Source organism: Streptomyces sp. SDT5-1, from assembly GCF_052245995.1.
Classification (GTDB): Bacteria; Actinomycetota; Actinomycetes; order Streptomycetales; family Streptomycetaceae; genus Streptomyces.
This window is the reverse complement of sequence record NZ_CM125963.1, coordinates 2,708,562-2,721,801: the sequence shown is the minus strand read 5'-3', so window position 1 is coordinate 2,721,801 and position 13,240 is coordinate 2,708,562. Positions and strand designations below refer to the sequence as shown.

At 71.0% G+C, this 13,240-nt stretch carries 16 protein-coding genes and 1 riboswitch; of the genes, 8 read left to right on the top strand and 8 right to left on the bottom strand.

What is annotated here, in order from left to right:
• Window positions 1-80 precede the first annotated feature (80 nt).
• Window positions 81-140, bottom strand: a complete 60-nt coding sequence (locus tag ACTWJ8_RS12725) for a trp operon leader peptide (protein ID WP_356388850.1) — start codon at window positions 138-140, stop codon at window positions 81-83.
• A gap of 108 nt (window positions 141-248) precedes the next feature.
• Between ACTWJ8_RS12725 and ACTWJ8_RS12720 the strand changes: the two genes are divergently transcribed.
• Window positions 249-1,601, top strand: coding sequence for a class II 3-deoxy-7-phosphoheptulonate synthase (locus ACTWJ8_RS12720; RefSeq protein WP_356388760.1), 1,353 nt, complete (start codon window positions 249-251; stop codon window positions 1,599-1,601).
• Window positions 1,602-1,760: 159 nt separating this feature from the next.
• Complete coding sequence (locus ACTWJ8_RS12715) at window positions 1,761-2,027, top strand: (2Fe-2S)-binding protein (protein WP_443263852.1); 267 nt, start codon at window positions 1,761-1,763, stop codon at window positions 2,025-2,027.
• A 12-nt stretch (window positions 2,028-2,039) separates the two neighbouring features.
• Here ACTWJ8_RS12715 and bfr read toward each other — a convergent pair whose 3' ends face one another.
• Window positions 2,040-2,519 (bottom strand): bacterioferritin, encoded by a 480-nt coding sequence (gene bfr / locus ACTWJ8_RS12710; RefSeq protein WP_356388764.1) that lies wholly within the window; start codon window positions 2,517-2,519, stop codon window positions 2,040-2,042.
• Window positions 2,520-2,693: 174 nt separating this feature from the next.
• Here bfr and ACTWJ8_RS12705 point away from each other — a divergent pair, with 174 nt between their 5' ends.
• A complete protein-coding gene (locus ACTWJ8_RS12705) occupies window positions 2,694-3,326 on the top strand; it encodes a sulfite oxidase-like oxidoreductase (protein WP_356388766.1) in 633 nt (210 codons plus the stop codon).
• A gap of 41 nt (window positions 3,327-3,367) precedes the next feature.
• Here the strand turns inward: ACTWJ8_RS12705 and ACTWJ8_RS12700 are convergent, their stop codons facing one another.
• The 6 genes from ACTWJ8_RS12700 to thiO form a co-directional block, all read right to left on the bottom strand.
• The gene (locus tag ACTWJ8_RS12700) at window positions 3,368-3,883 is read right to left on the bottom strand and encodes a DUF4396 domain-containing protein (protein ID WP_443263851.1); all 516 of its coding nucleotides are present in this window, start codon (window positions 3,881-3,883) and stop codon (window positions 3,368-3,370) included.
• A gap of 67 nt (window positions 3,884-3,950) precedes the next feature.
• Window positions 3,951-4,814, bottom strand: coding sequence for a deoxyribonuclease IV (locus tag ACTWJ8_RS12695; RefSeq protein ID WP_443263850.1), 864 nt, complete (start codon window positions 4,812-4,814; stop codon window positions 3,951-3,953).
• A 76-nt stretch (window positions 4,815-4,890) separates the two neighbouring features.
• Window positions 4,891-6,846, bottom strand: coding sequence for a Stk1 family PASTA domain-containing Ser/Thr kinase (gene pknB, locus ACTWJ8_RS12690; RefSeq protein ID WP_443263849.1), 1,956 nt, complete (start codon window positions 6,844-6,846; stop codon window positions 4,891-4,893).
• A gap of 100 nt (window positions 6,847-6,946) precedes the next feature.
• The gene (locus ACTWJ8_RS12685; RefSeq protein ID WP_356388774.1) at window positions 6,947-7,741 is read right to left on the bottom strand and encodes a thiazole synthase; all 795 of its coding nucleotides are present in this window, start codon (window positions 7,739-7,741) and stop codon (window positions 6,947-6,949) included.
• 7 nt (window positions 7,742-7,748) lie between these two features.
• Window positions 7,749-7,949 (bottom strand): sulfur carrier protein ThiS, encoded by a 201-nt coding sequence (thiS, locus tag ACTWJ8_RS12680; RefSeq protein WP_356388776.1) that lies wholly within the window; start codon window positions 7,947-7,949, stop codon window positions 7,749-7,751.
• Window positions 7,946-9,124, bottom strand: coding sequence for a glycine oxidase ThiO (gene thiO, locus ACTWJ8_RS12675; RefSeq protein ID WP_356388778.1), 1,179 nt, complete (start codon window positions 9,122-9,124; stop codon window positions 7,946-7,948). The genes thiS and thiO overlap by 4 nt, the downstream gene beginning before the upstream one ends.
• Window positions 9,122-9,235: riboswitch (TPP riboswitch) on the bottom strand. It overlaps the preceding gene by 3 nt.
• Before the next feature lie 52 nt (window positions 9,236-9,287).
• On the opposite strand from thiO, the gene ACTWJ8_RS12670 reads away from it, so the two are divergent.
• The 5 genes from ACTWJ8_RS12670 to metF all read left to right on the top strand — a co-directional run bounded on the left by ACTWJ8_RS12670 (window position 9,288) and on the right by metF (window position 13,218).
• Window positions 9,288-9,635, top strand: a complete 348-nt coding sequence (locus ACTWJ8_RS12670) for a hypothetical protein (RefSeq protein ID WP_356388780.1) — start codon at window positions 9,288-9,290, stop codon at window positions 9,633-9,635.
• Window positions 9,636-9,822: 187 nt separating this feature from the next.
• Window positions 9,823-10,986 (top strand): NAD(P)/FAD-dependent oxidoreductase, encoded by a 1,164-nt coding sequence (locus ACTWJ8_RS12665; protein WP_356388852.1) that lies wholly within the window; start codon window positions 9,823-9,825, stop codon window positions 10,984-10,986.
• 110 nt (window positions 10,987-11,096) lie between these two features.
• Window positions 11,097-11,462, top strand: coding sequence for an Rv2175c family DNA-binding protein (locus tag ACTWJ8_RS12660; RefSeq protein ID WP_356388782.1), 366 nt, complete (start codon window positions 11,097-11,099; stop codon window positions 11,460-11,462).
• Window positions 11,463-11,543: 81 nt separating this feature from the next.
• Window positions 11,544-12,191: a thiamine phosphate synthase gene (gene thiE / locus ACTWJ8_RS12655; RefSeq protein WP_356388784.1), complete on the top strand. Its 648-nt coding sequence runs from the start codon at window positions 11,544-11,546 to the stop codon at window positions 12,189-12,191.
• Between the two features lie 106 nt (window positions 12,192-12,297).
• A complete protein-coding gene (gene metF / locus ACTWJ8_RS12650; protein WP_356388786.1) occupies window positions 12,298-13,218 on the top strand; it encodes a methylenetetrahydrofolate reductase [NAD(P)H] in 921 nt (306 codons plus the stop codon).
• Window positions 13,219-13,240 lie beyond the last annotated feature (22 nt).

The following is a 13,240-nucleotide window of genomic DNA, read 5'->3' as shown; positions in this document are numbered from 1 at the left end:
GTCGTTCGGGAGGAACAGCCGGCGTCGAAAACACTGAAGGCCGCCCCTCGGGCGGCCTTCGCGGATTCGGATACGCGCAGTCAGTGGGCCGCCGGATGTGCGGTCCACCACCAGGTGCGGTGCAGCGATTGCGCGAACATGGACGTCACCGTACCCGATGCCCGCCGGTGTGGCTCAGACGTGTCGCGTCCGTCTCAAAAGATGAGCGGGGGAATGGACGGGCGACACGACCCCGTAATGTTTACGAGGTGACCGTGAACGCTAAGACCAGCGCGAGCGCTGGCAACACCTGGCGAAACCTGCCCGCGGCGCAGCAGCCCGAGTACCCCGATGCCGAGGCTCTGCGCGATGTGATCGCGGACCTCGAGTCGTATCCGCCGCTCGTCTTCGCGGGCGAGTGCGATCAGCTGCGCAACCGCCTGGCGGCCGTCGCCAAGGGAGAGGCGTTCCTGCTCCAGGGCGGCGACTGCGCCGAGGCCTTCGACGCCGTCTCCGCAGATCACATCCGTAACAAGCTCAAGACCCTGCTCCAGATGGGCGCCGTGCTCACGTACGCCGCCTCGGTGCCGGTGGTGAAGGTCGGCCGGATCGCCGGCCAGTACTCCAAGCCGCGCTCCAAGCCGACCGAGACCCGCGACGGCGTCACCCTGCCGACGTACCGCGGCGACTCCGTGAACGGCTTCGAGTTCACCGAAGAGGCCCGGATCCCGGACCCGCAGCGGCTGAAGCAGATGTACCACGCGTCCGCTTCGACGCTGAACCTCGTGCGCGCCTTCACCACGGGCGGCTACGCGGACCTGCGCCAGGTGCACGCCTGGAACCAGGACTTCGTGAAGTCGTCCCCGTCGGGCCAGCGCTACGAGAAGCTCGCCCGCGAGATCGACAACGCGCTGAACTTCATGCGCGCCTGCGGCACCGACCCGGCCGAGTTCCAGACGGTCGAGTTCTACGCCTCCCACGAGGCGCTGCTGCTCGACTACGAGTCGGCGCTGACCCGCGTGGACTCGCGCACGGGCAACCTGTACGACGTCTCGGGCCACATGGTGTGGATCGGCGAGCGCACGCGTCAGCTGGACCACGCGCACGTCGAGTTCGCCTCGAAGATCCGCAACCCGATCGGGATCAAGCTCGGCCCGACGACGACGGCCGAGGACGCGCTCCAGTACATCGAGCGCCTCGACCCCGACCGCGAGCCGGGCCGGCTGACCTTCATCGTCCGCATGGGCGCCGACAAGGTCCGCGACAAGCTGCCCGAGCTGGTGGAGAAGGTCACGGCGTCCGGCGCGCAGGTCGCCTGGATCACCGACCCGATGCACGGCAACACGTACGAGGCGGCATCCGGTCACAAGACCCGCCGCTTCGACGACGTGCTCGACGAGGTCAAGGGCTTCTTCGAGGTCCACAAGTCGCTGGGCACCCACCCGGGCGGCATCCACGTCGAGCTCACCGGTGACGACGTCACCGAGTGCGTCGGCGGCGGCGACGAGATCTTCGTCGAGAACCTGCACCAGCGCTACGAGACGGCCTGCGACCCGCGCCTGAACCGCAGCCAGTCCCTCGACCTGGCGTTCCTGGTCGCGGAGATGTACCGCGACCAGTGATCCTTTGAGGTCGTACGAACATGCCGTGGGGCGCGGATCACAGAGATCCGCGCCCCACGGCACTTTTGTGCTCCCGCCCCTACGGGTAAGGTTAGGTTAGCCTCACCGATCAATCGGGACGGCACTACCTATGAGTCCCGACGAGAGTCCGACCGGGAGGTGAACCGCGTGTTCGTCTGCAACTGCTTCGGTGTCACCGAGGCGCAGGTCAAGAAGCACGCGGAGGACGGTGCCTGCACCCCCCGCCAGATAGCGTCGGCCTGCAAGGCCGGCACCGACTGCGGCTCCTGCGTCCGCCGCATTCAGGCGCTGCTCGGCCGGGGCGCGTGCCCCCGCAGGGAACTGGTCGAGCAGGGCGAGTCGGCCGCGGCCCTCGAGGCGCCGACGGAGCCGACGGTCCCGGCCCGGCTGCCGGAAGCGGCCTGACGGACTGACGGCCTAGCTGTCCGGCTGCTCGATGAGCTGCGCGATGTAGAGCGCCTCTCCCAGCTTCTCCACCAGCTCCAGCTGCGTGTCCAGATAGTCGATGTGGTGCTCCTCGTCCTCGAGGATCGACTCGAAAATGTTCGCGGACGTGATGTCGCCCTTGCCGCGCATCACCTCGATGCCCCGCTTCAGGCGGTCGATCGCCTCGACCTCGATCTGCCGGTCCGCCTGGAACATCTCGGTGACCGACTGGCCGACGCGCACATGGAAGAGGCGCTGGTAGTTCGGCAGACCGTCCAGGAAGAGAATCCGGTCGGTCAGCACCTCCGCGTGCTTCATCTCGTCGAACGACTCGGAGCGCGTGTACTTCGCGAGTTTCGTCCAGCCGAAGTTCTCCTGCATCTTCGCGTGCAGGAAGTACTGATTGATCGCCGTGAGCTCGGCCGTCAGCTGCTCGTTGAGAAACTCGATGACCTCGGGGTCGCCCTGCATCGCAGAGGCTCCTTCCAAGCGGTAACTGGGCAGGTTCCGCGCATCCTTGCACCGGTGCCGGGACGCGTCCAGTAAGTGCACGCTTAGTAGGAGTTGCCCGAATCAGGGCTCGCGGCGGCTCCCCGAGGGTGGGCGTGGTCACGTCCACTGCTCCTGGTCTGTCAGGATGGAGGCATGGGTCATCCGGTGGGTCGCGAGTCTGAGGGAGCAGTGCAGCCGGAGCTTCCACCGGGGCAGCGGCTCCAGCGCGGCTGGCCCGTCACGCACTACGGACCGGTGCCCAAGTTCCGCCCCGAGCGCTGGGAGTTCAGGGTCTTCGGCGCCACCGCGGACGGCGAGAAGCACTGCTGGAACCACGAGGAGTTCTCGGCGCTGCCGTACGGGACCGTCACGGGCGACCTGCACTGCGTCACGAAGTTCAGCATGCTCGGCGCCGAATGGGGCGGCGTGCGCGCCTCGACGATCCTGGAGCTCGCCCCGCCCGCGCCCGACGTCACCCATGTGATGGTGTGGGCCGAGTACGGATTCTCGTCGAACCTCCGGCTCTCCGACTTCGCCTCCGACCGGGCCATCTTCGCCACGCACAAGGACGGCGAACTCCTCACCGCCGAGCACGGCTTCCCGCTGCGCCTCGTCGTGCCCCATCTGTATGCCTGGAAGGGCCCGAAGTGGGTGCGCGGCGTCGAGTACATGACGGCCGACCGGCGCGGCTTCTGGGAGGAGCGCGGGTACCACAACGTGGGCGACCCGTGGCGTGAGCAGCGGTACTCGTACCAGGAGGAGCCCGGGGAAGGGCCCGAGCTCTAGGGCCTGCGTCCCCGGGCTTCGCTCCGGATACCCCCTGGGGGTCAGTGGTACTGGTGGACGACCGCGTGGCCCTTGCCGCGTCCGATCATCCAGCGGTTGACCGGCGTCGTGACCACGAAGGCGATCGCCAGCGACGCGGCGAGCGCGCCCCAGAACAGGCCGTCCGACAGCTGCGCGTCCATCGCGTTCGGCCACAGGGCGATCACGCCGTTGTCGATCAGCTCCATCACCGCGATGGACAGGGTGTCGGCGGCGAGCGCGACCCGGAAGGCTGTTCCGAAGTCGACGCCCGCCTTCAGGACGCCGCGCAGGGTGAGCGAGTAGCCGAAGACGAAGGCGAGCGCGATCGCGAGGATCATCGTCGGCACGTTTCCCCAGCCCAGCGCGGTGCCGATCACCATGCCGAGGACCTCGCCGATGGCGCAGCCGGTGAGGCAGTGCAGCGTGGCCTGGGAGGCCGTCCTCCAGGAGACCTTGCCGCCCGCGCCGTGCGTTCCGTGGTGCTCGTGCATGTGGTGCTCGTGGTGCTCGTGCCCGGTGTGCGTCTCGTGCTGCATGTGTTCCCCCAGTGCTTGCTGCGGATGCCTGCACCAAGGTAACCCATATACCCCCCAGGGGTATTCCTCAGGCTCGAAGTTTCTTCAGCCGTTCCACGTCGGCCGCGTGGCCCTCCTTGCCGCCGGGCGTCTCGATCACCAGCGGGACGTTCTCCGTCGCCGGGTGGGCCATCAACTCGCGGAACGGCTCCTCGCCGATGTGGCCGGTGCCGATGTTCTCGTGCCGGTCCTTGTGGGCGCCCACCACGTCCTTGGAGTCGTTGGCGTGGATCAGCTTGAGGCGGCCCTCGCCGACGGTGTCGACGAGCAGGTCGAGCGTCTGCTTCATGCCGGCGGGGCCCGTCAGGTCGTGGCCCGCCGCGAAGATGTGGCAGGTGTCGAGGCAGACGCCCAGCTTGGGATGGCGGTCCAGGACGTCGAAGTACGGGCCGAAGTCCCAGGTCCGCGAGCACAGCGACGCACCCTGCCCCGCGGTCGACTCCAGCAGGAGGTACGGGTCGTCGTCGTGGGTCAGCTCGTCGAGCAGCGGCAGCATGCGCTCGCGGACCTGCGCGAGCGCCACCTCGCGCTCCCGGCCGCCGGTCGCGGAGCCGGTGTGCACGACGACGCCGAGGGCGCCGATCGCGCGGGCCCTGCGCAGCGAGTGGCGCAGCGAGTCCACGGACTTGTCGACGGTCGCCTCGGTGTGCGAGCCGAAGTTGATCAGGTAGGGGGCGTGCACGTACGCGGGTATGCCGGCCTCCGCGCACTGGGCGCGGAACTCCTCGTCCTGGCGGGGGTTCCCGGGCGGGGTGGCCCAGCCGCGGGGGTTGGCCACGAAGACCTGGACGGTTTCGGCCTGGAGGTCACGGGCGTAGGAGAGGCCCACGGAGGCGAGGCCGCCGGCCACCGGGACGTGACCGCCGATCGGGTTGCGGATGCTGCTGTTCACCCGGCCCAGGGTGTCATGGGCACTCGGACACCCGGGGCCGGGCCACCGCCACGGCCGTTCCGCCCGGCCGCGCCGGCTAGCGGATGGTGATCGTGATCGTGGAGCCCTTGGGCGCGTCGTCGCCGCCCTCGACCGACTGGGCCTTGACCGTGTCGCCGAAGAGGCCGAGGATGCCGCGGCTCTCCTTCACGTCGAAGCCCGCCGCACCGAGCTTCGCCTTCGCCTCGTCGACCTTCATGTCCGTGACGTCGGGGACCTCGACCATGACGGGGCCCTTGGAGATCGTCAGGGTCACCGTGTCGCCCTCGGCGAGCTGCTTGCCTTCGGCGGGGGACTGCTCGGCGACGCTGCCCTTGTCCTCGTCGGAGTGCACCCGCCGCGTGGCGATCTCGGCCTTGAGGCCGACGTCCTCGAGGTCGGCGATGGCGTCCTGCTCGGACTCGCCGGTGACGTCGGGTACGTCCACGGGGGAGCCCTTGGAGACGACGAGCGCGACCGCGGAACCGGCCCTGCGGGTGGTGCCCGCCGCGGGATCCGTGCTGATCACCGACCCCTGCGCGATCTGGTCGCTGAACTTCTTGGTGACCATGCCGGGCTCGAGCCCGCTCTTCTTGAGCTCGCTCCTCGCCCTGCCGAGCGGCGTGCCGCTGACGTCGGGGACCTTCACGGTCTCCGGGCCCCTGGACACGGTGAGGTCGACGGACGCGCCGTCGCGGATGCGGTCGCCGGAGCCCGGATCGCTGTCCATGACGACGCCCCGCTCGTACGTGTCGCTGTACGCGCGGTCGACCGTGCCGACCTCCAGGCCCGCGTTCCTCAGCCGCTTCTCGGCCTGCGCCTGCGACTGGTTGAGGACCGAGGGGACCTTCGTGAACTGGCCGGAGTTGATGTACCAGACCCCGGTGCCGAGGCCGAGCACGAGGAGCACCGCCGCGACGATCGCGAGCGTGCGCCGCTGCGGACCACGGCCGCCGCGACCGCGCCCCGGCGCGGCGGGCGGCGCGGGCGGCGGCATCTCCAGGCGGCTCGTCCGGTTGAGCCGCGCCTCGTCCATCGGCTGCGCGCTGTCCGTGGGCAGCGGCAGCTGCACCGCCGTGCCGGCCGCGCGCGGGATCACGCTCGTCCGGTCCTCGGCCCCCGCGTGCTCGGTGGCGAGCGCCTGCGGCGGCACCGCGTCGAGCTGCGCGTCGGTGAGCGCCGCACGGGCGTCCCTGGCCTGCGCGAGGAGCGCCACGGCGTCGTGCGGGCGGACCTGCGGGGTGCGGGCCGTCGCCGACGCGACCAGCTCGTCCAGCTCGTAGGGGAGCCCGGGGACCTGCGCGGAGGGCGGCGGCACGTCCTCGTGGAGGTGCTTGTAGAGGATCTGCGCCGGGGACTCGCCCGCGTGCGGCTTGCCGCCGGTGAGCATCTCGTAGAGCACGACCCCGCACGCGTACACGTCCACGCTCGGCGTCGCCGTGCCGTTCTCGATCTGCTCGGGCGCCAGGTACGAGACCGTGCCGAGGACCGCGCCCGTGGTGTTCGTGACCGTGTCGACCGCGCGGACCAGCCCGAAGTCCGCGACCTTCACCCGGCCGTCGTCCCCTATCAGGACGTTCTCCGGCTTCATGTCGCGGTGCACGAAGCCCGCGCGATGGGCCGCACCGAGCGCGGCGAGGACCGGCTCCAGGATGTCGAGCGCGGCGCGCGGCCGTAGCGCCCCGCGGTCGCGCAGCACGTCCCGCAGCGTGCACCCGGCGACGTACTCCATCGCCAGATACACGTACGCGCCGTCGGTGCCCTGGTCGAAGACCCCCACCACGTTCGGGTGCGAGAGGCGGGCCACCGACTTGGCCTCGCGGATGAAACGGTCCACGAACGAGGCGTCGGCGGCCAGCGAGGGGTGCATCACCTTGAGCGCGAGCACGCGGTCGAGGCGGGTGTCCACGGCCCGGTAGACCGTGGCCATCCCGCCGACCGCGATGCGTGCGTCGACGCGGTACCGGCCGTCGAGCACGTGCCCGAGCAACGGGTCCTGAAGGGTCGTGTCCACGCAGGCGAGTGTACGAGGAGTGACCGACAGCCAGCCTCCGTGCCGCAGGACCGGACCCGTACTGCAGCACAGCTGTGACCGGCGCGGGCGTGCGCCCGGGTCAGAACGCGGGGCGCTCCGGGTCGAGGTGCGCGCGCCCCTCCGTGGGCGAGGACGCCTCCGCGAAATGGCGCTTGGGGATCCGGCCCGCGCGGTACGCGAACCGGCCCGCCTCCACCGCGTGCCGCATGCCCTCCGCCATCAGGACGGGTTCCTGCGCGCGGGTGACCGCGGAGGCGAGCATCACACCCGCGCAGCCCAGCTCCATGGCGAGCGTCACATCGGACGCCGTGCCCGCGCCCGCGTCCAGGATCACGGGTACGCGCGCGTGCTCGGTGATCAGCTGGAAGTTGTGCGGGTTGCGGATGCCGAGCCCGGAGCCGATGGGGGAGCCGAGCGGCATGATCGCCGCGCAGCCCACGTCCTCCAGCTTGCGGGCGAGCACCGGGTCGTCGTTCGTGTACGGCAGCACGGTGAAGCCGTCGTCCACCAGCGTCTCCGCCGCGTCGAGCAGCTCGATCGGGTCGGGCAGCAGGGTCCGCTCGTCCGCGATGACCTCCAGCTTCACGAGGTCGGTGCCGAGCGCCTCGCGCGCGAGGCGGGCCGTCAGGACGGCCTCCCCGGCGGTGAAGCAGCCCGCCGTGTTGGGCAGCACCCGGATGTTCAGCTTCTCCAGGACGGAGAGCACCGATCCGTGCACGTTCGCGTTCACGCGGCGCATCGCCACGGTGGTGAGCTCGGTCCCGGACGCCACCAGGGCGCGCTCCAGGACGTCGAGGCTGGGCGCCCCGCCCGTGCCCATGATCAGGCGCGAGGAGTACGTCTCGCCCCCGAGGACGAAAGTGTCGTCGGCCATGGACGGTTCAGCCTCCTTGGACGGCCGTGAGCACCTCGACGCGGTCTCCTTCGGAGAGCGCCGTGGCGGGCCATTGGGTGCGGGGGACGACGGTTTCGTTGAGCGCGGCGGCGACGCCCTTGGGTGCGCTGGTGAGCGTGGTGACCAGGAGGTCGAGCGTGGCGCCCGCCGTCACCGTGCGCGGCTCGCCGTTGACGTAGACGTTCATGCGGGCTGCTCCACGAGGGCTGTGCCGAAGCGCTTCGGCGTGAACGGGCGGGCCTCTTGCGGCAGCTCACCGGTGGTCAGGGCGTGCGCCATGGCGTCGCCGGTGACCGGCGTCAGGAGCACGCCGTTGCGGTAGTGGCCGGTCGCCAGGAGGAGGCCGGGCAGCTCGGTCGGGCCCAGGAGCGGCGCGTTGTCGGGCGATCCGGGGCGCAGGCCCGCGCGGGTCTCGGTGAGCGGGAGTTCGGTGATGCCGGGGACGAGTTCGTGGGCGTCGCGCAGGAGTTCGTAGACGCCGCCCGCCGTCACCGTGGTGTCCCAGCCCAGCTCCTCGCTGGTGGCGCCCACGACGAGCTCGCCGTTGACGCGCGGCACCAGGTACAGGTTGCCGCCGCGGACGACCGCGCGGACGGTGCGGCTGAGGAACGGCGCGTACCGCTGCGGCACCGTCAGGCGCAGCACCTGGCCCTTGACGGGGCGGACCGGCGGCAGCACCGCGTCGGGGACGCCCGCGAGCTGTCCGCCGCGGCTGCCGGCGGCCAGCACGACCTGGTCGGCGGCGAGTTCGGTGCCGTCGGCGAGATCGGCGCCGCACGCCCGGTCCCGTACGACACGGAGCCGTTCGGCCCACGACCGGTGGAAGGCCACCCCGGCGCGCTCGCAGGCCGCCACCAGGGCGCCCGCGAGCCTTCTCGGGTCGATCTGGTGGTCACCGTCGACCCGCAGGCCGCCGCGCACGCCCGGCGCGAGCATCGGCTCCAGGCGGCGGCACTCGCGGCCGGACAGCCACTCGGACTCGAGGCCCGACTTCGTCTGGAGGGCGTGCAGTTCGCGCAGATGCGCGCGGTCGTCGGCGTCGAGCGCGACCGCGAGCGTGCCGCACGCGCGGTAGCCGAGGTCCTGCCCGGTGGCCTCGGACAGCTCGGCCGCGAACTCCGGGTAGCGCCGCGCCGATTCGAGGTTCAGGCCGAGCAACGTCTGCTCGCCGTGGTGGAGTTCGGTGACGGCGGCCAGCATCCCGGCCGCGACCTGGGCGGCCCCGCCGCCCGGCTCGGGGTCCGCGACCGCGACGGAAAGACCGCGCTGCGCGGCCCGCCAGGCGGTGACGAGACCGATGATGCCGCCACCGACGACGAGGACGTCGCAGGTGTGCGAACGGACGGATGGCGTGGACGACATGGGCGTCAAGCCCCTCCCTTCGCCGGTATGACCCGGATCAGGTTCGTACGGTCGAAGGCCGCTCCAGCCTCCCTCTCAGCCCGCTGCGTACGGGCTCCCGCGAGTGCTCTACGTTGGCCACCCTAGCCGTTCACCTCGAACTCCAGTAAGGGAGCCTCCGCTCGTGGCACGATCCCTCGACGGTCTCGTCATGTCCCCCGTCGTCGACCAGGCGCCCGGTCAGGTGGGTACGCAGACCCGCTTCACGTACCACGAGAAGGACGGCCGCATCTCGGCCGACTACGAGGGTGGCGACGTCGTGGAGGGGCACCTCGTGGGCACCCGCTCCGGCGACCGGCTCGACTTCCGCTACGTCCAGCTGAAGACCGACGGCACCACCTCCTCGGGGCACTGCGTCTCGACCGTGTCCGACCTCCCCGACGGCCGGGTCCGCCTCGACGAGACCTGGGAGTGGGAGTCGCAGGAGGGCAGCGGCACCAGCGTGGTCGAGGAACTGCCCGCCTCGGAGTGACCGCCCGGCCTCCCTTGATGGTTTGATCGCTAAACCGCTGACACGTGTGCAGGACGTCACGGCCCGGGAGTGGCCTGTGCCGCTGACCACCGCAAGATCGGGTGCCTAAAGTGATCCCGTGAGTGAGCAGCGGAACGGGAGCGACAGGCCTTCGGGGCAGCGGAACGTCGTCATCGTGGGCGCGGGCATGGCCGGTGTGCAGACCGCCGTGGCGCTGCGCGAGCACGGCTTCACCGGCGGGGTCACGCTGCTCGGCGCGGAGCCCCACCAGCCCTACGACCGGCCGCCGCTCTCCAAGGCGGTGCTGCTCGGCAAGGCCGAGGGCTCCGCCTTCGACGTGGACTTCGAGGCGCTCGGCGTCACCCTGGAGCTGGGCCGCGAGGTGACCGGGCTGCGGCCCGGCGACCACGAGCTGGACACCGCGCGGGGCCCGGTCCCGTACGACGTGCTGGTCGTCGCGACCGGTGCCGAACCGGTCCGGCTGCCCGGCACCCGCGACGTCCCCGGGGTGCACCTGCTGCGCACCCTCGACGACGCGGAGCGGCTGCGGCCCGTCCTCGCCGAGCAGCACGACGTGGTGGTCGTGGGCGCCGGGTGGATCGGCGCCGAGTTCGCCACCGCCGCGCGCGAGGCCGGCTGCCGGGTCACGGTCGTGGAGGCCGCCGAGCGACCGCTGGCCGGGGCGCTGCCCGCGGAGATCGCCGCCCCCATGGCCACCTGGTACGCCGACGCCGGTGCCCAGCTGCGCACGCACGCGCGCGTGGAGCGCATCGAGCCCGGCGTCGTGGTCCTCGACGACGGCACGCGGCTTCCCGCCGGGGCCGTCGTCGTCGGCATCGGCGCCCGCCCCGCCACCCGCTGGCTCGCGGGCTCCGGCATCGCCCTCGGCGACCACCAGGAGGTGCTCGCGGACGAGTGGCTGCGCACGTCCGTGCCCGACGTGTACGCGGTGGGGGACTGCTCCTCGTTCCCGTCCGGGCGCTACGGCGAGCGGCTCATGGTCCACCACTGGGACAACGCCCTGCAGGGGCCGCGCACGGTGGCGGCGAACATCGTGGGCCAGACCCCGACGGCGTACGACCCGGTGCCCTACTTCTGGTCCGAGCAGTTCGGCCGCTTCGTGCAGTACGCGGGGCACCACGAGGGCGCCGACACGACGGTGTGGCGCGGCGACCCGGCCGGTGCCGCCTGGTCGGTGTGCTGGCTGAAGGGCGGCGCCCTGGTGGCGGTCCTCGCCGTCGGCAAGCCCCGTGACCTGGCGCAGGGCCGCAAGCTCATCCAGTCGGGCGTCGCGCTCGACCCGGAGCGGCTCGCGGACCCGGCCCGCCCGCTGAAGTCCGCCGTGGCCTGAGCCCACCGCGCACCGGCGGACGGGGTGAAAAGGAGTAAAACGGGAGGAGTCGTGGCCCATCCGCACCGGCCCGGCTTCCGAGTGTCAGTCCGGGATGGCACGCTTGTCCCGTGACCGAGATTGACGCAAAGATCGATGCTCTCGTCCCCGCCTGGCTCACCCTCCCCGACATCGCGGAGCAACTCGATGTCGAGGTGACGCGTGTGCGGCAGCAGGTCAAGGAAGGCCAGCTGATCGCCGTGCGCCGCGGTGAGAACAGGGCACTGCACGTGCCCGCCGCCTTCATCGACGGCGACAAGATCGTCAAGGGGCTCGTCGGCCTCCTGACGGTCCTGAGGGACGACGGCTTCAGCGACGAAGAGATGCTGGAGTGGCTCTTCACCCCCGACCCGAGCCTGCCGGGCACGCCCGCCCAGGCCCTGAGCGAGAATCGCGGCACGGAGGTGAAGCGCCGCGCCCAGGCGCTCGCCGTCTGAACTGACAACCGTCCGGCGTGCGCACCGCGGCCCTCGCGGTGCGCACGCCACCGACACCGCACCACCCACGGGGGGAATTCCATGGCGGACACCAAGCGCGCTCAGCTCGCCGACGCGCGGCTCTACCTGTGCACCGACGCGCGCAAGCGCCAGGGCGATCTGCCGGAGTTCCTCGACGCCGTGCTGGCCGCCGGTGTCGACATCGTGCAGCTGCGCGACAAGGGCATGGAGGCGGGCGAGGAGCTGGAGCACCTCGCCGTGTTCGCCGACGCGGCCCGCCGGCACGGCAAGCTGTTCGCGGTGAACGACCGGGCGGACGTCGCCCACGCCACCGGTTCCGACGTGCTGCACCTGGGCCAGGGCGACCTGCCGGTCCCCGCGGCCCGCGCGATCCTCGGCGACGACGTGCTGATCGGCCGCTCCACGCACGCCGAGGAGGAGGCCGCAGCGGCCGCCGCCCAGGACGGCGTGGACTACTTCTGCACGGGCCCCTGCTGGCCGACGCCGACCAAGCCTGGCCGGCACGCGCCGGGCCTCGACCTGGTGCGGTACACGGCAGGGCTCGGCACGGACCGCCCCTGGTTCGCGATCGGCGGCATCGACCTGGCGAACCTGGACGAGGTGATCGACGCCGGCGCCCGCAGAGCCGTCGTCGTCCGGGCCATCACGGAGGCCGACGACCCGGCCGCCGCGGCCGCCGAGTTCGCCAAGCGTCTGCGTTCCGTGTGACGCGGGTGAACTCGGGGGAACGGTGCGGACAATGTTCGCTCCCGGCCCCTGTCCGGAAGCTGGACGGGGATTAGGGCCTTTGGATATCGGTCAGTAACCTGCCCGTATGGCCCTAGGTACCGCTTCCACCAGGACTGATCGCGCCCGCACCGTGCGCGACATGCTCGCGCCCGGCAAGACGACGTACTCGTTCGAGTTCTCCGCGCCGAAGACCCCGAAGGGCGAGCGCAACCTGTGGAACGCGCTGCGCAGGGTCGAGGCCGTCTCGCCGGACTTCGTGTCCGTGACGTACGGCGCGGGCGGCTCGACACGCGCGGGCACCGTCAAGGAGACGCAGCAGATCGTCGCCGACACGACGCTGACGCCCGTCGCGCACATCACCGCGGTCGAACACTCGGTCGCGGAACTGCGCAACATCATCGGCCAGTACGCCGACGCCGGGATCCGGAACATGCTCGCGGTGCGCGGCGACCCGCCCGGCGACCCGATGGGTGACTGGATCTCGCACCCCGAGGGCCTCACGTACGCGGCGGAACTCGTCGAACTGATCAAGGAGTCCGGGGACTTCTGCGTCGGCGTCGCCGCGTTTCCCGCGATGCACCCGCGCTCGGCCGACTGGGACTCCGACGTGCGGCATTTCGTCGACAAGTGCCGCGCGGGCGCCGATTACGCGATCACGCAGATGTTCTTCTACCCGGAGGAGTACCTGCGGCTGCGCGACAAGGTCGCCGCCGCGGGCTGCGAGACGCCGATCATCCCCGAATGCATGCCGGTGACGAGCGTGCGCATGCTCGAACGTCTGCCCAAGTTGAGCAACGCGGACTTCCCCCCGGAGTTGAAAGAGCGAATCCTCACAGCGAAAGACGATCCCGCCGCTGTACGCTCCATTGGCATCGAGTTCGCTACGGAGTTCTGCGCCAAGCTGCTTGACGAGGGAGTGCCGGGTCTGCACTTCATTACGCTGAACAACTCCACTGCGACGCTGGAGATCTACGAGAACCTGGGCCTGCACAACGAGCGGGGCTGACTTCGCCGTACCCAGAAGGGCT